The sequence below is a fragment of the Mycobacterium sp. TY815 genome (genome assembly GCF_030755135.1).
Taxonomy (GTDB): domain Bacteria; phylum Actinomycetota; class Actinomycetes; order Mycobacteriales; family Mycobacteriaceae; genus Mycobacterium.
On the sequence record NZ_JAUFRX010000001.1, the window covers coordinates 1592047 to 1609279 of the forward strand.

At 66.1% G+C, this 17233-nt stretch carries 15 protein-coding genes; 7 read left to right on the forward strand and 8 right to left on the reverse strand.

Translation table 11 applies throughout. The features are described from left to right. Positions 1-68 precede the first annotated feature (68 nt). From QXK92_RS06560 to QXK92_RS06570, 3 genes are read left to right on the forward strand one after another with little or no spacing between them, the layout of a single operon-like run. Positions 69-1940 carry a serine/threonine-protein kinase gene (locus QXK92_RS06560; RefSeq protein ID WP_306240859.1) on the forward strand — a complete coding sequence of 624 codons (1872 nt, stop codon included), beginning with the start codon at positions 69-71 and terminating at the stop codon, positions 1938-1940. Then, on the forward strand, positions 1937-3817 hold the full coding sequence (locus tag QXK92_RS06565; protein ID WP_306240861.1) for a serine/threonine-protein kinase: 1881 nt from the start codon (positions 1937-1939) through the stop codon (positions 3815-3817). The genes QXK92_RS06560 and QXK92_RS06565 overlap by 4 nt, the downstream gene beginning before the upstream one ends. Further along, positions 3817-5397: a hypothetical protein gene (locus QXK92_RS06570; RefSeq protein ID WP_306240862.1), complete on the forward strand. Its 1581-nt coding sequence runs from the start codon at positions 3817-3819 to the stop codon at positions 5395-5397. The genes QXK92_RS06565 and QXK92_RS06570 overlap by 1 nt, the downstream gene beginning before the upstream one ends. A gap of 17 nt (positions 5398-5414) precedes the next feature. Here QXK92_RS06570 and QXK92_RS06575 read toward each other — a convergent pair whose 3' ends face one another. Together QXK92_RS06575 and QXK92_RS06580 are read right to left on the reverse strand one after the other, a co-directional pair. Next, positions 5415-6218, reverse strand: a complete 804-nt coding sequence (locus QXK92_RS06575) for an SDR family oxidoreductase (RefSeq protein ID WP_306240863.1) — start codon at positions 6216-6218, stop codon at positions 5415-5417. Positions 6219-6222: 4 nt separating this feature from the next. Further along, positions 6223-7239, reverse strand: a complete 1017-nt coding sequence (locus tag QXK92_RS06580) for an SDR family NAD(P)-dependent oxidoreductase (RefSeq protein ID WP_306240864.1) — start codon at positions 7237-7239, stop codon at positions 6223-6225. A gap of 322 nt (positions 7240-7561) precedes the next feature. Here QXK92_RS06580 and QXK92_RS06585 point away from each other — a divergent pair, with 322 nt between their 5' ends. After that, the gene (locus QXK92_RS06585) at positions 7562-8203 is read left to right on the forward strand and encodes an MliC family protein (RefSeq protein ID WP_306240865.1); all 642 of its coding nucleotides are present in this window, start codon (positions 7562-7564) and stop codon (positions 8201-8203) included. A gap of 24 nt (positions 8204-8227) precedes the next feature. Here QXK92_RS06585 and QXK92_RS06590 read toward each other — a convergent pair whose 3' ends face one another. Further along, positions 8228-8377: a hypothetical protein gene (locus QXK92_RS06590; protein WP_306240866.1), complete on the reverse strand. Its 150-nt coding sequence runs from the start codon at positions 8375-8377 to the stop codon at positions 8228-8230. Here QXK92_RS06590 and QXK92_RS06595 point away from each other — a divergent pair. Further along, positions 8377-9159: a class I SAM-dependent methyltransferase gene (locus QXK92_RS06595; protein WP_306240867.1), complete on the forward strand. Its 783-nt coding sequence runs from the start codon at positions 8377-8379 to the stop codon at positions 9157-9159. The genes QXK92_RS06590 and QXK92_RS06595 overlap by 1 nt on opposite strands. Here the strand turns inward: QXK92_RS06595 and QXK92_RS06600 are convergent. Further along, a complete protein-coding gene (locus QXK92_RS06600; protein ID WP_306240868.1) occupies positions 9142-10068 on the reverse strand; it encodes an RluA family pseudouridine synthase in 927 nt (308 codons plus the stop codon). The genes QXK92_RS06595 and QXK92_RS06600 overlap by 18 nt on opposite strands. After that, positions 10061-10672 carry a signal peptidase II gene (gene lspA / locus QXK92_RS06605; protein ID WP_306240869.1) on the reverse strand — a complete coding sequence of 204 codons (612 nt, stop codon included), beginning with the start codon at positions 10670-10672 and terminating at the stop codon, positions 10061-10063. Before lspA ends, QXK92_RS06600 begins: the two co-directional genes overlap by 8 nt. Positions 10673-10744: 72 nt before the next feature. On the opposite strand from lspA, the gene QXK92_RS06610 reads away from it, so the two are divergent. After that, positions 10745-11677, forward strand: a complete 933-nt coding sequence (locus QXK92_RS06610) for an asparaginase (RefSeq protein WP_306240870.1) — start codon at positions 10745-10747, stop codon at positions 11675-11677. Between the two features lie 98 nt (positions 11678-11775). Here QXK92_RS06610 and QXK92_RS06615 read toward each other — a convergent pair whose 3' ends face one another. The 3 genes from QXK92_RS06615 to QXK92_RS06625 form a co-directional block, all read right to left on the reverse strand. After that, entirely contained in the window at positions 11776-13401 is a 1626-nt protein-coding gene (locus QXK92_RS06615) for a fatty acyl-AMP ligase (protein ID WP_306240871.1), read from the reverse strand. 309 nt (positions 13402-13710) lie between these two features. After that, positions 13711-13974, reverse strand: coding sequence for an acyl carrier protein (locus QXK92_RS06620; protein WP_306240872.1), 264 nt, complete (start codon positions 13972-13974; stop codon positions 13711-13713). Between the two features lie 214 nt (positions 13975-14188). Continuing rightward, complete coding sequence (locus QXK92_RS06625) at positions 14189-15598, reverse strand: DNA polymerase IV (RefSeq protein ID WP_306244238.1); 1410 nt, start codon at positions 15596-15598, stop codon at positions 14189-14191. A gap of 222 nt (positions 15599-15820) precedes the next feature. Here QXK92_RS06625 and QXK92_RS06630 point away from each other — a divergent pair, with 222 nt between their 5' ends. Further along, positions 15821-17230 carry a PE family protein gene (locus tag QXK92_RS06630; protein WP_306240873.1) on the forward strand — a complete coding sequence of 470 codons (1410 nt, stop codon included), beginning with the start codon at positions 15821-15823 and terminating at the stop codon, positions 17228-17230. The last annotated feature ends 3 nt before the right edge of the window (positions 17231-17233 follow it).

Consider the following 17233-nt stretch of genomic DNA (forward strand, 5'->3'; position numbering starts at 1 on the left):
GAGCAATGCGGCTGGCCGCCGCGGGATGGTCCGCGATGCCGTTACGCTCAGCAACAGAGGAGGGGCGAGTGGTCGAGGATCGGGCGGGTTCGCAGTTCGGGCCGTATCGGTTGATCCGGATGTTGGGTAGCGGTGGGTTCGGCGAGGTCTACGAAGCCGAGGACACCGCCATGCACCGCACCGTGGCGCTCAAGCTGCTGAGCAATACGTACTCAAAGGACCCGGTGTTCCGCGAGCGCCTCTTCCGGGAGGCCCACACCGCCGGACGCCTCCGCGAACCCCACGTGCTGCCGATCCACAGCTGCGGCGAGATCGACGGCCAGGTCTACATCGACATGCGGCTGGTCCGGGGCGTCGACCTGGAGACTCTGCTCAAACGGGACGGGCCGCTCGACCCGGCGCGCGCGGTGAAGCTGATCCGCCAAGTGGCCGCCGCCCTGGATGCCGCGCACGCCGAAACCGTGCTGCACCGCGACGTCAAGCCGGCCAACATCCTGCTGTCCGGCGACGACTTCGCCAGCCTGGTCGATTTCGGGCTCGCCAGCGCGGCCGGCGACGCGCGGCTGACCAAGACCGGCAAAGCCGTCGGCACCTTCGATTACGTTGCTCCGGAACGGCTTTCGGAGGCCCCGGTAGACCATCGCTGTGATGTGTACGCGCTCGCCTGCGTCCTTTATGAACTGCTCACCGGCAAGGCGCCGTACGAAGAGCACCGGGATCTGTCCGCACTGATGACGGCGCACCTGACCGCGCCGATTCCGCGGCCCAGCCAACAGCGCCCGGGCATCCCGGCAGGGCTGGACGACGTCATTGCACGGGGCATGGCAAAGAATCCCGACGCGCGCTACCACAGCGCCGGGGAACTGGCCACGGCCGCGGAGAACGCCCTTCACCCGGCCGCGCCGACACGCGAGTGGGCCGTCGAGCCACCGCCGCCGCCGATCCAGCACGCCCCACCGCCACTCCCGACGCAACCCGATCCCCGGCCGCCGTGGGCGCAGCCGCCCAGCCGGAAGCGCCGCAGTCGCGCCGCGCTGGTTGTGGCCGCGATCGCGCTGGTGGCCGTCGCGGTCACGGTCGGGGTTGTGGCCCTCACCCACCGGCACGAGGCTGCTCATTCCTCCATGTCCAGCGCGCCACGGCCCTCTTCGACGGTCCCGACGGTCCTGAAATTCCCCAACCTGGTGCTGGCGCGGGGAGTGGCAGTCAGCGGCGACGGGACGGTTTACGTCGCGGAGATGACCAGACACTCTCCGGAGGGCCGGGTGCTGAAACTCTCGCCCGGACAGGCCTCTCCCACCGAATTGGCATTCGGAGAGGTTTACGGCATAGACGTCGCGGTGGATTCAGCAGCAAACGTGTACCTCGCCGACGTTCACGCGCCCGGAGTATGGAAGCTCGCGCCGGGCGCCCGCGGCCCGATCTTGCTGCCATTCGGCCACGTTGGTCGGCCGGCCGGTGTCGCGGTGGGCCGGGACGGCAGCGTCTACATGACCGACAACGCCCTCAAACAGGTGCTGAAGCTGGTGCCCGGTGCAACCAGCGCCACCCAACTGATGCCCACCGTTCCGATGAACGGGCCCGGCGGCATTGCGGTGGACAAGGACGGCAACGTCTACATTGCTGACAGCGATGACCGCCGCGTGCTGAAGTTGCCCGTCGGCGCCGCCACTCCCACGGAGTTACCGTTCGCCGGCCTCGAAAAACCTTACGGTGTGGCGGTGGATCCGAGTGGCAACGTTTACGTCTCCGATTTGGAGGGTCACGGGATCATCAGATTGGCCAACGGCGCCACCAGCGCCGGTCGACTCACCTTCCCCGGCCTGAACTATCCGCTCGGCATCGCTGTGGACAACAGTGGCGATATCTTCGTCGTCGACTGCCACCGCACCGACGACTGCGCGACCGGGAAGGTGCTGGAACTGGGGCCGCCGCAATGACCGACGATCCCACCGTCCGCCACTCATCGAGTTCGCGGGTCGGCACCCGCTTCGGGCCTTATCTGCTGCGCCGCCTGCTCGGCACCGGCGGGTTCGGCGAGGTGTATGAGGCCGAGGACACCGTCATGCACCGGGTGGTGGCACTGAAGCTGTTGTCCAGCAGCTATTCTCACAATCCGGCTTTCCGGGAACGGCTCTTCCGCGAAGCCCGCACTGCCGGACGCCTGCACGACCCGCACGTGGTGCCCATCCACGGTTGCGGCGAGATCGACGGGCAGCTCTACATCGACATGCGGCTCATCGACGGAACCGACCTGCAGAGCACGCTGGAGCGCGACGGTGCGCTGGGGCCGGCGCGGTCGGTGAACATCGTGCGTCAGATCGCGGCGGCCCTCGATGCCGCCCACGCCGAAACGGTGATTCACCGCGACGTCAAACCGGCCAACATCCTGCTCGGCAAAGACGATTTCGCCTGCCTCGTCGACTTCGGGCTGGCCAACGCCGCCACCGACACCAAGCTCACCAGCGAAGGCACCACCATCGGTTCGTTCGCCTATCTGGCCCCCGAGCGCCTCGCCTCGGGTGAGGCCACTCCCGCCGCCGATATCTACGCGCTGGCCTGCGTACTCCACGAATGCCTGACCGGAGCGTCGCCCTTCGAGAATCGAACCGAGATCCCCGCCCTGGTTGCCGCCCACCTGACTTCGCCGCCACCCCGGCCCAGTCAACAGCGGCCCGGGATTCCGGTCGGCTTCGACGAGGTGATCGCGCGCGGCATGGCCAAGGAGCCCGAGCATCGCTACCGAAGCGCCGGTGAACTCGGTGCCGCGGCCCAGCGTGCGCTGTCCACACCGGTAGCCAATCCATCGTGGCCACCGCCCGCCGCCCCGCCGACGCAGGCCTGGCATCCGCCGGCGCCGACCATGGCGCCGAGAAATCAAGTGCTTCAGCCAATTCGGCGCAACTCTCGCCGTCGCACCGCGGTCATAATCGCTTCCGTGGCCGCCGTTGCCGTGATCACCGCCGTCGTGGTGGCGGTCTCCGGCACACCGAACTCCTCCAGCCCGGCCTCCAACTCAACGAGCGCCGCGCCCAGCCCGAGCACCCCGGCCGTCAACGCCGCACCTCCCCTGAACGCCACCCCGGTGACGACGATCGGCTACGGCGATCTGGGCGGTGTGGCGGTCGACGCCGCCGGCAATGTGTTCGTGGTCGACACAGGCAACAAAAAGGTATTCAAACTTGCCTCGAACTCCAACGCCCCCACCGAGATTCCGATTCGCGGGCTGACCAAACCGAAGTCCGTGGCCGTGGACTCGGCCGGAACGCTGTATCTCACCGACTGGTCCAGACCCGGTACGGGTCAGGTGTGGAAACTTCCCCCCGGCGCCACCTCACCCGTCGAACTGCCCTTCGGCGAGATACTTCCGTCCGGTCTCGCGGTCGACGGTGGCGGCAACGTCTATGTCACGGCACGGGACCAGGTGCTTCGGCTCGCCGTCGACGCTCCGGCTCCCGCCGTGCTTCCGTTCGGAGCCGGTTTGTTCGAGAGTGTCGCCCTGGACGCCGCCGGCAACGTCTATGGCCTGCAGATGGGCCGCGTCCTGAAACTGGCGCCCGGAGCAACCAGTCCCACACAGTTGCCCTTTGCGCAGCTGGGCCGGGCGCAAGGCATCGCCATCGACGCCAAGTCCACGATCTACGTAGTCGACAACTCCGACAATCTGGGGAAGCTCTTGAAACTCCCGGCGGGGGCCGCAATGTCGACAGCTCCCACCGTGCCCGAGAATCAGTCCTTCGACGGTATTGCGGTCGACGCAGCGGGGACCGTCTACCTGACCGAAAGCAACAGACTGCTCAAAATTGGAGCCAGTTGATGGGCGACTTGAAAACCCAGCTGGCGCAACACGGTCCGCTTGAGCCGGGTCGTGCGGTCGACGTTATTCGCCAGATCGCGGCGGCGATCGACGATGCCCACGCGCACCGAAGCGTGCACCACGGCGTGACGACCGAAACAGTCCTGTTGGCCGACGACGGCTCGGCACGTCTGGCGGACACGGAGGGCACAACACCGTCCACCGAGCGGACCCGCACGTTGGTCACCGATACCCAGGCGGCTTACGGCGCCGACATCTCGGCGCTGACTGCCGTGCTGTACGAGTGCCTCACCGGACACCCACCCAACGCCTCGGCGATGCCGCCGAGTCAGCAGAAGCCCGGCGTCCCAGCCGGTTTCGACGCCGTCATCGCCCGCGGCCTGGCGGCCAACCCCGATGACCGATACCGCAGCACCACCGAGTTGGTTGAGGCCGCACAAGCTGCGCTGTCGGCGGCGGTCACCCAGACGATCGATCTGCCACCACGCCAGCCCAATCCGCCTCCTCCACAATGGGATCCGGCGCACAACCGCACGATATCCTACCCACACACACGTCCCGTGGCGTTTCCACCGCCCCCGCGCCGACGAAACTTCGCGCCGCTCATCGCGGTGATCGCGATCGTCGTCGTGGTCGTGGTCGCTGCCTTCGCGATTCCCAAACTGGTCCACCACCCAGGGAATTCGGCAGCCCCCAAAACCACAACCACATCGACCCCACCCCAGCGCAACTACACCGGACTGCCCACCGCGCTACCGTTTCCCGGTCTGGGCGTGACGACAAGCGTGGGCGTCGATGGTGCCGGCAACATCTACGCGCTGGCTTCCCTCATCGGTGACGGGTCATTCGACACGATGCCGACGATGCTGTTCAAGCTGGCACCCGGTGCCGGGGATGCGGCCGCCGTCGACATCCCCGGTGTGAATGTTCGCTCGGCAACGGACTTCAAGGTCGACCAGGCCGGCAACATTTACTACAGCGAGGGCGCCCAGGTGTGGATGTTGGAGGCCGGCAAGACCAGCCCGATGCGGTTACAGTTCCGCGGCTTCTCCAAGATCGACGCCATCACGTTCGATTCGGCGGGCAACGTCTATGCGGTCGGCGGCATGCTGTCGTCCGACCTCAAACTCAAGTACGGGGTGAAGAAACTGGCCCCGGGCGAAAACCGCCCGACCGACCTGTCATTCGGCGGCCTGTACGTGCCCAAAGGCATCGCGGTCGATAAAGCCGGCAACGTCTACGTCAGTTCCGGCATCGAGAACACCGGCCACGGCAAGGTCGTCAAACTAGCGCCCGGCGCCACCTCGACGACCACGCTGCCCATTCCCGATATCTTGGAACCTCGCCAGATTGCTTTCGACAGCGCGGGCAATGTTTTCGTCGCTGACGGCTTCGGCAGGCGATTCTTCGAATTGCCGGCCGGTGGCGGCAGCGCCATTTCGATACCGATCCCCGCGAGCTCACACGGTGTCGCTGTCGACTCGGCCGACAATCTCTACGTCCTTACGGGCGCGATTGCCGATCAATCGGACAAGTCCGTGCGCCCGGGTCAAGTGCTCAAGGTCGTGCCCGAGAAGTAACCGCTTGGCGGCCGGGCTCAGTGGCTGGGGCCGCCGCGCAGTTTGTTTCCGATCCGGATCGCCGGCAGCAGCACGGTGCGCGGCAGCAACCGGCCGGTGGTGCTGGCGACCTTGGGCACCAAACCCGGTACCACGCCCCGCTTTCCGGACAACATGCCCTGAATGGCTTGTTCGGCGACTTCTTCCGGGGACACCTGCGCGAGCGGTACGCTGAACCGCTCGGCATTGGCGATCTCGGCCCACTCGGTGGGAACGGGACCGGGACACAGCGCCGTGACGGATACTCCCGTCCCGTGCAACTCCTCCTGGACGGCTTCGGAGAAGGTCAGCACGAACGCCTTGCTCGCCGAATACACCGCCATGAAGGGAAGCGGCTGGAACCCGGCGATCGACGCGATATTCAGCACGGCACCTGCGCCCCGCTCCACCATGCCGGGCAGTACCGCGCGGGTGAGCTCCATCAACGCCAGCGCGTTAAGGGTGACCTGCTCGCTCTCGCGCTCGGCGGGCAGTTCGTAGAAACGCCCACTGGTACCGAATCCGGCACTGTTGCACAGCCCGGCAATGGGATCTGCACTGAGCCGCTGCGCGAGCTTGGCCCGCGAATCGGCGTCCGACAGATCCAGGGGCAAGACCTCGACTTCAACACCGTCGCTGTCTCGCAGCTGGTCGGCCAGCTCGTCGAGGCGCTCGCGGCGCCGGGCCACCAGCATCAGCGGAAAGCCGCGCCGCGCCAGGCCTTTCGCGAGTTCAGTACCGATTCCCGACGAGGCGCCGGTGATGACGACCGTACTCTGCTTGCTGGGCTTGGGAAGGCTCATGACGTCACCAATGGATCCCTCTGGTCGCCTGCAGGAAGGTCTCGCTTCGCTTGTCGAGATCTGTTTCGTCGGTCGGCTTTTCGCTGCCCTTGGCCGCCGCGGAGTCGTCGAACATGCCGAATGCGCGGTTACGCACCCGGTCCATCACCGCCGGGTTGACGGCGTCGGCGACGGCGGCGAATTGCCCGAAGGGCGAACTGGCCCGCCGCGGCCGGTGGATCAGCGCGTCGGTGATCACCCCGGCCGCCTGATCGGGCGTCAGGGTCGGGAAGTGGTCGTACATTGTCGTCGGGCTGATCATCGGTGTGCGCACCAGCGCCATGTGCACCGTGGTGAACCGGACGTTGTCGCTGACAGTCTCCGCCTGCAGCGCGTCGCACAGGCTGTCCAGCGCGGCCTTGCTGGCGATGTAGGCGCCGAAGCGTGGCGCGCGCGTCTGTACGCCGACCGAGGAGACGTTGACGATGTGGCCGAAGCCGCGTTCGCGCATGCCGGGGATGAACTTGAGGATCAGCTGGACCGCGCCCAGGTAATTCAATTGAATCGTGCGCTGGTAGTCATGAATCCGGTCGTAGGACAGAGCCAGCGACCGCCGGATCGAGCGGCCCGCGTTGTTGATCAGGATGTCGACCCCACCGAGGTCGTCGAGCACCTTGTCGGCCATGGCGGCGATCGCATCGGTGTCCGACAGATCGCACGGGTAGACATGGGCGGTGCCACCGTTGGCACGGATGTCGTCGGCGACTTTCTCGAGATTTTCCAGAGTGCGCGCGACGAGCACCACGGTGCCACCGGCCTCCGCGATCTTGTGCGCAGCCGCCTCGCCGATTCCCGAGGACCCGCCCGTGATGAGAACGACCCTGCCCTGCACCGCGTCGCTGAGTTTGCGACCCTGCACGGCGTCGAGCAGGTTCCTCAAATAGAAGGGCCGGTAGCGGCCCGCGGAGTTCGGCGTGTTGATCATGTTCGACATCGCCGCGAACGGTTTTTCGACCAGATGCGTGAGGTCCCCAAGATTCATCGGCAGTTGCTCCTGATGGCGGTGTGGAAGGTGTGACGGGGCGTCATGATGCCAACCTAGGACATCGCCCGGTGAATAGGTATACGGGTTGTCATTCCGGGAAGCGACGGCCGCGACGGCGATCGCGCCCCCGCCGTTGTCACACACCCTCGTCGTGAGCCCATTCTCGTGGGCCGGCATTCGGTCCCGGTGGTCCGCCCACCGGATGGGTTGACTGACACGTTTGCGCACGCGAGCCGGGCGAGCGGCGCGGTGAAAGTCGGGACGCTGTCCACGGCGTGTCGAGGACGTGCTAATCCCCGCCACCCGGTAGTCAGCAGGTATGAGACTGTTGGTCGTCGTCCTGGCCGTTCTGCTCGTCAGCGCCTGCAGCAGCAAGTCAGGGGGAACCCGGCCGACGACGCAGTCGAGCTCGTCGTCGGCGACCACCAGCACCCAGCCGCCCGCCCCGGCGATGACCTTCGACTGCGCCAAGCCGGCGAACAAAGCTCAGCAGTCAGTATGCGACGACCCCCAACTGACCGACCTCGACCGCCGGTTACAGGCCGCCTACCAGCAGGCCCTGGCACGACCGGGCGCCGACCAGGCGACGCTGACCACCGCACAGAGCGCGTTCGCGACCATCCGCGACGGGTGCGCCGATCGGGTCGAAATGCGGACCTGCGTGTTGGAGGCCTATCAGACGCGGCTGGTCGAGTTGACGATCGCGGATCCGGCCACCGTCGCGCCGCCGGTCGTCACCTACAACTGCCCCGCTGACGCAGGAACGTTGACCGCGCAGTTCTACAACCAACTCGATCCCAAGACGGCGGTGCTGGACTGGAAGGGCGTGCAGGTCATTCTGTTCCTGCAGCCCTCGGGCAGCGGCGCCCGGTACGGCCGGCAGGGATCGGAGTACTGGGAGCACCAGGGCGAAGTGACGCTCGACCTCAGCGGCACCAAGTTCGTCTGCCGCACCCAGTAGCTGGTCGAAGACCACGACGGGTAGTTAGTCGAAAACGACGACGGCCCGTCCGACGATGTCGCCGCGGCCCAGTGCCTCCGGGTTCACATGTGACAATGCGTAGGTGGGCAGGACCTTCGAAGAGCTGGTGGCCGAGGCCGACTGCGGGTCGAGGCGCGCAAGCGTGAGTGACAATGCTGAGCATGCGCTCGTTTGAGGAGCTGGTCGAAGAAGCCGTGGCCGTGCCGGTAGAAGGTTGGGACTTCTCCTGGCTGGACGGCCGGGCGACCGAGCAGCGGCCCTCGTGGGGGTATCAGCGGCTGATGAGTCGCAGACTGGCGAATGTGTCGGCGGCGCTGGACATTCACACCGGCGGCGGCGAGGTGCTCGCGGGCGCGGAAAAGTTCCCGCCAACCATGGCGGCCACCGAATCATGGCCTCCCAATGCGGCATTGGCCAGCAAGCGACTCCATCCCCGCGGCGTGGTCGTGATCGCCACCGGCAACGAGCCGCCGTTGCCGTTCGCGGACGAGGCCTTCGATCTGGTGATCAGCCGCCACCCGACAGCGGTGTGGTGGAGCGAGATCGCCCGGGTGTTGCGACCCGGTGGCACCTATTTCGCACAGCATCCCGGTCCGGCGACGGTGTCGGAGTTGGTGACCCACGTTGTGGGCCCGCAGCCACAACTTTGGGCACTCTACGAGCCGGATGCCCAGCGCGCCGGCGCGCAAGCTGCCGGGCTGCAGGTGCTGGATATGCGGATGGAGCGGCTGCGGGCAGAGTTCTTCGACATCGGCGCGGTTATTTATTTCCTGCGCAAGCTGATCTGGACGGTGCCCGATTTCACCGCCGAACCGTATTACTCGCGACTGCGCGAACTGCACGACCTGATTTCGGCGGAGGGCCGTTTCGTCACGCACCCGACGCGGGTGTTGGTGGAGGCACGCAAGCCCGCGCCGTCAGCCCTCGGCGCGTAGTACGTCCAGTGCATGCTGCAGATCGGCCGGGTAGGGACTGACGATCTCGATCCGCCGGCCGTCGGCCGGATGCGCAAAGGCCAGTGATCGTGCATGCAACCATTGCCGTTCCAGCCCAAGCTTTTTCGCCAGCTTCGGGTCGGCGCCGTAAACGAGGTCGCCGCAGCAGGGATGGTGCAGCGCGGAGAAGTGGACCCGAATCTGATGGGTGCGCCCGGTTTCCAGGTGCACGTCGAGCAGGCTGGCGGCGACGAACGCTTCCATGGTGTCGTAATGAGTGATGCTGTGCCGGCCGTCCCTGGTGACCGCGAACTTCCACTCGGGGCCGGGGTGACGGCCGATCGGTGCGTCGATAGTTCCGCTGGACGGGTCCGGATGGCCTTGGACCAGAGCGTGATAACGCTTTTCCACGGTCCGCTGTTTGAATGCCCGCTTGAGCACGGTATAGGCGCGTTCGGAGATGGCGACCACCATCACCCCGGAGGTGCCGACGTCGAGGCGGTGCACGATCCCCTGACGTTCATGCACACCGGAGGTGGTGATGCGGTAGCCCGCGGCCGCCAACCCACCCAGCACTGTCGGGCCCGTCCAGCCCACCGAGGCGTGCGCAGCGACCGCAGCCGGCTTGTCGACGGCGACGATGTCGTCGTCGGAGTAGAGGATCGTCATTCCCTCGATGTCGACAGGAGTGTTCTCCGGCGGTTTCGGCGGCTCCGGCAGCCGCACCTGCAGCCAGGCGCCGGCGTTGAGCCGGTCGGATTTACCCGCCGTCACGCCGTCGAGCTCGACACCGCCGTCTTCGGCGATGGCCGCCGCGGCGCTGCGGGACAGCCCGAGCAGGCGGGCCAGGCCGGCGTCCACGCGCATGCCCGCCAATCCGTCCGGGACCGGCAGCGAGCGCTCAGTCAACGGCGTCCTGGTCCTTGTCCCCGTTGGACTTCCGTCGCCCCACCGTGTCGAAATCGAAGCCGAAGATGGAGAGCACCACCAGCAGGATGGCGCCGCCGACCACCGACGGGTCGGCCACATTGAACACCGGCCACCACCCGACCGACAGGAAGTCGACGACGTGGCCGCGCAGTGGCCCGGGAGCCCGGAAGAAGCGGTCGACCAGGTTGCCCATCGCGCCGCCCAGGATCATGCCCAGGCCCAGCGCCCACCATGGCGAGACCAGCCGCCGCCCCATCCAGAAGATCCCGACCACTACACCGGTCGCGATCAGGGTCAGCACCCACGTGTAACCGGTCGCCATCGAGAACGCGGCACCCGAGTTACGCACCAGCGTCCAGGTCACGGTGTCCCCGATGATCGACACCGGCTGGCCCGGCGGCAGAAGTTTGACCGCCAGAACCTTGGTGATGATGTCGAGCGCCAGCACCACTCCCGCGACCGACAAGAGCAGGCGCAATCGACGGGGCGGCGCCTGAGGCGCGGGGGCACCGCTGTCGCGGGCTCCTTCGGCGTCACCGGCTGAAGTCAGCGGATCAGCGGATCCCGTTGGTTCGTCAGGCACCCCACCATCATCCACTAAGAGGTGTTCATGCCCGTCACGCGGATGGGCCCGCGCGTGCGGAATGATCCCCTCATGGTCCGCATCACCGTCATCACCACCGGAGGGACGATCTCGACGACCACCGGCGCCGACGGCGTCCGCCGGCCCGCCCAACGCGGCGCCCAGCTCACCAGCGGTCTCAGCCCGGCATTCGAGGTCGACGTCATCGACCTGATGGCGGTTTACAGCTCGGAACTGGTCACCACCGACTGGGACCTGATCCGCGCCGCGGTGCTCACCGCGATCGACGACGGAGCCGCGGGAATCGTCATCGCCCATGGCACCGACACCATGGAGGAAACCGCGCTGTGGCTGGAGCTGGGGTACTCCGGCGCGGCGCCGGTGGTGCTGACCGGGGCGATGCGCAGCTCCGACGCCCCCGACTCCGACGGTCCGGCCAACCTGCGCGACGCGATCACGGTGGCAGGCAGTGCGCAGGCCCGTGGTCTGGGTGTGCTGTTGTGTTTCGCCGGCCGGGTGTTGCAGCCGTTGGGCCTGCGCAAGGCGTCAACCCAGGATCTGAGCGGTTTCGCCGGGCACCTGCTCGGCACCGTGTCCGGCGCGATGACCGCTCCCAAGGTGCGGCCGTTTCTCGGCGACCTGCGCGCAGCGGAGGCGCCGCGCGTCGACATCGCGGCCGCCTACCTGGGCAGCGACGCGGTAGCGCTGGACGCCTTCGCCGCGGCCGGTGCACGGGGCGTGGTGCTCGAAGCGTTGGGAACGGGCAACGCCGGGCCGGCCGTGGTCGATGGGGTACGTCGTCTCTGCCGCGACGGCGTAGTCGTGGCGGTGTCGACCCGGGTTCCCAACGGCCGGGTCAGTGCGCATTACGGCCCCGGCCACGATTTGGTCGAAGCGGGTGCCGTACTGGTGCCGCAGCTGGCCCCGCCACAGGCCCGGGTCCTGGTGATGGCGGCGCTGGCGCTGGAGTTACCGGTCGCCGATGTCGTCGGCCGATGGGGTTGACCGCACCTGGACCCTGCCCGGTTCGAGTTGACGTGGCTGCGCCGATCTGGCGAGAGCCACGTCAGAGGATGACTGTCCGGGGTAGACGCGAGGCTCGCCTACAGCAGGGCACGGGCGCTATTGCGGCGCAGCTTGCCAGACGTGGTCTTCGGAAGGCTCCCAGGCTGAAGGAGCCGCACCTCGCGCGGCGGGTGGCCTACATGACTGCTCACCCGTGCCGCGACGGCCCGACGGATTCCGGCCCGCTCGGACTCGTTGAAGCGTTCGTAGACTTCTGCGAGAACCGCAAAACCTTCACGTTCGGTGTCCAACCGCAGCGCTACGACGCAGCCTTTGCGCACACCCTCAACGCTCGCCGCGGCGCGCTCGATGTCGTGAGGATGAAGATTGCGGCCGGCTAGCACGATGACATCCTTGAGGCGTCCACAGACGTGGATCCGACCGAGTTCATCGAGATATCCGAGGTCTCCTGTGTCGAACCAACCTGTGTCGTCGAGCACCGGAACCGTACCGTCAACGGTGACGTATTGCCGGCCGATGGAGGGGCTGCAGAGCTCGATGGCGCCGACCTGCCTGGCCTCATGCAGCACCTGACCATTTCTGGCGATGCGGACCTGCATATCCGGGATCGGTAATCCCAAACACACCACGGGCTGGGCGTCCTCTGAGTCGGGATCGATCGGTTCGGCGCGGTGGTTCTCGGCGAGGCTCCGGCGGGAAACGTAATCGACGACCGCCGGCGCCCGCAGGTCGCCCGCGGAAACCGTGAGAGTTGCTTCGGCCAATCCGAAAAATGGCGTCGCCACGCCGGCACCCATACCGAACCGCGATCCCACCGAGGTCAGATATTCCAGGTCACGATGGTCGATCGGTTCGGCACCGTTGACCGCAACTCGCAAGCTTGACAAGTCAATTGAATCGGGGTCGGCCTTTTCGAGCACACGAGCCAGAACTGAATAGGCGAAGTTGGGACCAGCCGTCACCTCGGCGCGAAACTTACTGAGCATCTCAGCCCAGACAATGGGCCGCCGAAGGAACGCGTCGGTTCGAATGACAATCACTTCATTGCCGGTCTTCATCGGCAGGCAGATGAAGCCGACCATACCCATGTCGTGGCAGAGCGGCAGCCAGCTGGCCATCACGGTGTCGATGTTGATCTCGACTGCACGACATGACGCTTCGACGTTGGCGGCCAGATTCCCATGGCTGATTTCCACCGCTTTGGGCACTCCGGTGGAGCCAGACGTGAGCTGGCGCATTGCGATGTCGTCGTCGTCGGTTTCCACCAACGCGATCGGACCCGCGCCACGCAGAGAATTGACGGTGCAGACGCGCAATCCCTCTGCAGTGAGGGCCTCTGCCGCCACCTCGAACGGATCGCCCAGCACCACCAACGGGGCATTCAACATCCGGCACGCTTGTACGGTGTCGGCGGTCCACACCGCCAGATCGTTGCGTGGGGTGGGTTGCTGCAACATCGTCAACGCGGCTCCGCGAATCCACAGGGCCTGCGCCAGGGGCGCCACGTCAGATGCCTCTGCCGCCAACACGGCGACGGTGTCGTTGCGACCGATATCCATGCTGGACAGAACATTTGACATGCCGCAGGCCTGCGTGTGAACCTCCCGCCAGGTTATCGATAGAGGTTCATCGATCGAACCGACGCGCAGGGCGTGGGGCGAGGTTTCGGCGGTTAGGAAGATGTCGCGGAGTAGCGTGCTCAAGACATCGGGTCCTTTCTCGATTTCTTGTCAAACGAGATTGCATTGGGCGGCAACCGGTTTGAAACCGCAGCGCGGGACTGATATCCGGATTTCGCCAACGATCCAGGCAGGGAAGGCTTCATTGAGCGCCCCATCTGATCGGCGAACGCTGCTGAGGCTTCTCACCGCGGACGATCGTGGCCTGCGCACAGTCGAACGGCGGCGGAGACGATGATTCTGACCACGGGAGCGAGGAGCGGCGAATCCGCATCTTCGTCAGGCAACGTAGTCGTCAATGTCAGGTCGTGAAAGGCGAGCCGCGGCCGGCATTCATGACACACACATGCGAGCGCTCTCCGCCCTCACGGATATGAGATGCGCAGACAGTTCAGTAATAGTTGGGTAGTCCCACGCGATCGTCGCATCCGCCTCGATGTCGAGCTCAAGGTGAAGATCGGCACACAGCGAAAGACTCATTGTCGAGTCGAAGCCATATTCCGGCAACGGGGTTTCGACGTCGATCGAGTCGCGAGGAATGTTGAGATAGGCGGCAATTCTTCCAGTAAGCCAATCGGCAAGCTGAGCTTGGTTCACGTTTGTTGCTCCTGATAACGAGTGCGTGCTGATAGACCGTTGGTAATTGGATATTCTACTTCCAGTACTTACAGTCTTCACCCACCCGATCAAATCCGACCTATATGACACATATCGGTCTTATATGGGCATCGCTTGCTCATTTTGAGACATCTTTTGCCGTAATTCCACCCTGCCTACATCATCGAAACCGTCGTCGCCGACGTCGCCGACGTCATTGACGGCTCTCCGGCGCATCAGGCTGGTCGGGCGCTGGGTCTGAAGCCGCTGGCACCGAATCCTGATCCCGGTCGCGCAGCTCACCGACGTAGTCGGGCCAGTCCAGGCTGTCAACCGGGTTGGCGGCGGTGATGTCGCCGGTATCGATCGGAAAGGTGCGGGCCGGCCCTGGTCCCGAACCGCGGGTCTCGAATCGGACGGTGACGACGCCGTGGCCCGCGCCCTGCACCCAGCCGTGTCCGAATTCGCGGTGCGTGACGTCGTCGCCGATGCGCCACGACGAGCCGTCCTGTCCGGTGAGCAGTGTGGCGCGCATCGTCTCGAAATCCTGGTGTGCCTCGGTGGGTGACAGGTCCAGCTCGGGAAACAACGATTCCTGCCGCACGTCGCTGAGACCCGAAAACCCAACGCCGAGAAGGCGGATGGGGCCGATCTGCAGTGGGTCCAGCAGCAGCCTGCGGGCCACCGCCGTCAGCGCGCTCGCTTCGGCCGTGGCATAGGGCAACGTCGCCGAGCGGGTGAGGGTACTCATGTCGGACTTCTTCAGTTTCACCGTCACCGTGCGCGCGCCGCGGCCGTCTTTGAGTAGCCGCCGATGCGCGTGCTCGGCGATCGGCTCGATCGCCTCCCGCAGCTGGTCCAGGGTGGTCAGATCAGTCGCGAACGTGGACTCGGCGCTGATCTGTTTGGCTTCGGCGCGTTCGGCGACGGGGCGGTCGTCGATCCCGCGGGCCAGCCGGTGCAGCGCGGGACCGATGGTGGCACCGAGAATGTTGGACACTTCCGCGTCGGACAGCGCCGCCAACTGTCCGATGGCCTCGATGCCGAGTCGGTGCAGTTTCTCCTCGGCGACCGGACCGATCCCCCACAGCCGCCGCACCGGCAGGCCGTCGAGCAGCAGCCGCTCTTCGGCACGGCGCACCACCCGAATACCGTCGGGTTTGGCCAGGCCCGAGGCAATCTTGGCGATCTGTTTGCCCGACCCCGCGCCCACCGACGCGATCAGACCGGTCTCATCGCGAACCCTGCGGCGCAGCATTTCGCAGAATTCTTCCGCGTCGGACGCCGAGGCCCCGACCAGTTGCGACGGCTCGCCGAACGCCTCGTCGAACGAGAGCTGCTCGACAACGGGAACCACACTGCGCACGGTGTCGAAGACGCGTCGGCTGGCCACGCCGTAAACGACTCCGCGCGGCGGCAACACGACCGCGCTCACCCCGACCAGCCGACGGGCCTGGTGCATCGGCATGGCAGAACGGGCACCGAACACGCGCGATTCGTAGCTGGCTCCGGCCACTACCCCTCGGCCACCCAAGCCGCCCACCAACACCGGACGGCCCCGCAGGGTCGGCCGGGTGAGTTGTTCGACTGAGGCGAAGAACGCGTCCATGTCCAGGTGCAGCACCCAACGGGACTCCACGACTGTCGATGCTATTGCGGCACGGCTGAGCCCTTGCGGCCGAGGCGCATCAGGGACTTCCGATCGCCGTACAAGCCGATTTGCGAAGGAAATACGGATTACGCAGGAGTAAATATTTCGTTGCGCACACGTTTAAGAAGTCCCATTCGGGGTCACTTCTCTTGAGGCGAGTGCGCTTGCCAAAGGCATGCATCAAGGGGGATGGCTATGTCGGTGTTTATCGCTCCTGAATGGGTTCAGTCGGCGGCTCAGGAATTGTCCGGCATTCGCTCGACGATAGAGCAGGCAGCCAAATCCATCGCGGGTTCCACTACATCGATTTCACCGGCAGCAGCCGACGAGGTTTCGGCCGCCGTCGCCGCGATGTTCGGCGACCTGGGCCGGGAGTTCCAGACACTCAGTGCGCAGACTCACGCATTCCACGCCGAGTTCGTCAAGACCCTGAACTCGAGCGTCAGCGCGTACCTCGGCGCCGAAATCGCCAACGCCCAAAAGACTTTGGCAAGCCTGGTACCCGCGGCCGCAGCCGCCTCGGCCGCCTCGATCCTGGACGGTCTCACCGGCAGCGTGGGCAACCTCGGCGGACTGCTGGGCGGCTCCGGCAGCCTCTTGAGCGGTCTCGGGACTTTCCCGTCCCTTCAATCCCTACTGCCCGGCATATTCGGTGCCACTCCCGGACCCACGCCGCCCAGCTTGGCCGCGATCACCGGACCCTACGAGGCATTTGTCTCCAACACGATCACCAATCTGCAAAGCCTCGGCACTGGTCTGGCCACCAACCCATTTCCGTTCCTGCACCAATTCATCACTAACCAGTCGAACTACGGGCAGATAATCACGTCGGCTTTTTCGAACGCGGCTCAGCACTTGAACAACGGGGCCGCCGCGACCCAGATCCTGGCCGATGTGGCGCCCATCGCCTCGATACCGGGCCGGATCGGTCAGAACGCGGTCAACCTGCTCGCGACCGTCACCGACTTCTCCTACTCCGTCGGCGTCAACCTGACCGATCCCCTGCAAATCGGGGCCGCCTTCTTCGGGATGCCCATAGCGCTCGGCATCGACGCCATCGGTTCGCCCGTCACCACGGCGAATGCCATCGCCTCCGTCGGTGCGGCCTTCAGCAGCGCCGTGCAGAGCGGAGACGGGTTCGGGGCCGCTGTCGCGGTCCTGACCTCCCCTGCCGTCGTCGCGAACGGGTTCCTGAACGGCCAGTACACGCTGGGGGTGACCCTGCCCGGGGTGCCCCTGCCCGTGCTCGGCGGTCTCCCTGCCATCACTGTCCCGCTGCACGCCAGCATCGCCCTGGGCGGGATATTGACCCCGTTGTCGACCGTGACGGTCAACATCGATCCGCTACCCGGCAGTCCCATCGTCAGCGTCCCGATGGGCGGCACGCCCACTGGCGGGATTCTGCCGGGGCTCCTGCTCTACGCACCTCAGCAGCTCGCCCAGGCGATAGGCGCGCCACCGCTGCCGAGCCCGCTGCTGCCCCTGCCGCAGATCACCGTGCCGGGTCTGCCGTCGCTGGGATCTCTGCTGCCCGGTCTGAGCCTGCCGACCCTGCCTGGGCTGACCGGATCGCCGCTGCCGCCGCTCCTAGGTGGGCTGCTGTAGCGG

Coding starts and splice junctions, on each gene's coding strand:
- QXK92_RS06565 (WP_306240861.1), top strand. CDS start 1,937: ATGACCGACGATCCCACCGTCCGCCACTCATCGAGTTCGCGGGTCGGC.
- QXK92_RS06570 (WP_306240862.1), top strand. CDS start 3,817: ATGGGCGACTTGAAAACCCAGCTGGCGCAACACGGTCCGCTTGAGCCG.
- QXK92_RS06575 (WP_306240863.1), bottom strand. CDS start 6,218: ATGAGCCTTCCCAAGCCCAGCAAGCAGAGTACGGTCGTCATCACCGGC.
- QXK92_RS06580 (WP_306240864.1), bottom strand. CDS start 7,239: ATGAATCTTGGGGACCTCACGCATCTGGTCGAAAAACCGTTCGCGGCG.
- QXK92_RS06585 (WP_306240865.1), top strand. CDS start 7,562: ATGAGACTGTTGGTCGTCGTCCTGGCCGTTCTGCTCGTCAGCGCCTGC.
- QXK92_RS06595 (WP_306240867.1), top strand. CDS start 8,377: ATGCTGAGCATGCGCTCGTTTGAGGAGCTGGTCGAAGAAGCCGTGGCC.
- QXK92_RS06610 (WP_306240870.1), top strand. CDS start 10,745: ATGGTCCGCATCACCGTCATCACCACCGGAGGGACGATCTCGACGACC.
- QXK92_RS06630 (WP_306240873.1), top strand. CDS start 15,821: ATGTCGGTGTTTATCGCTCCTGAATGGGTTCAGTCGGCGGCTCAGGAA.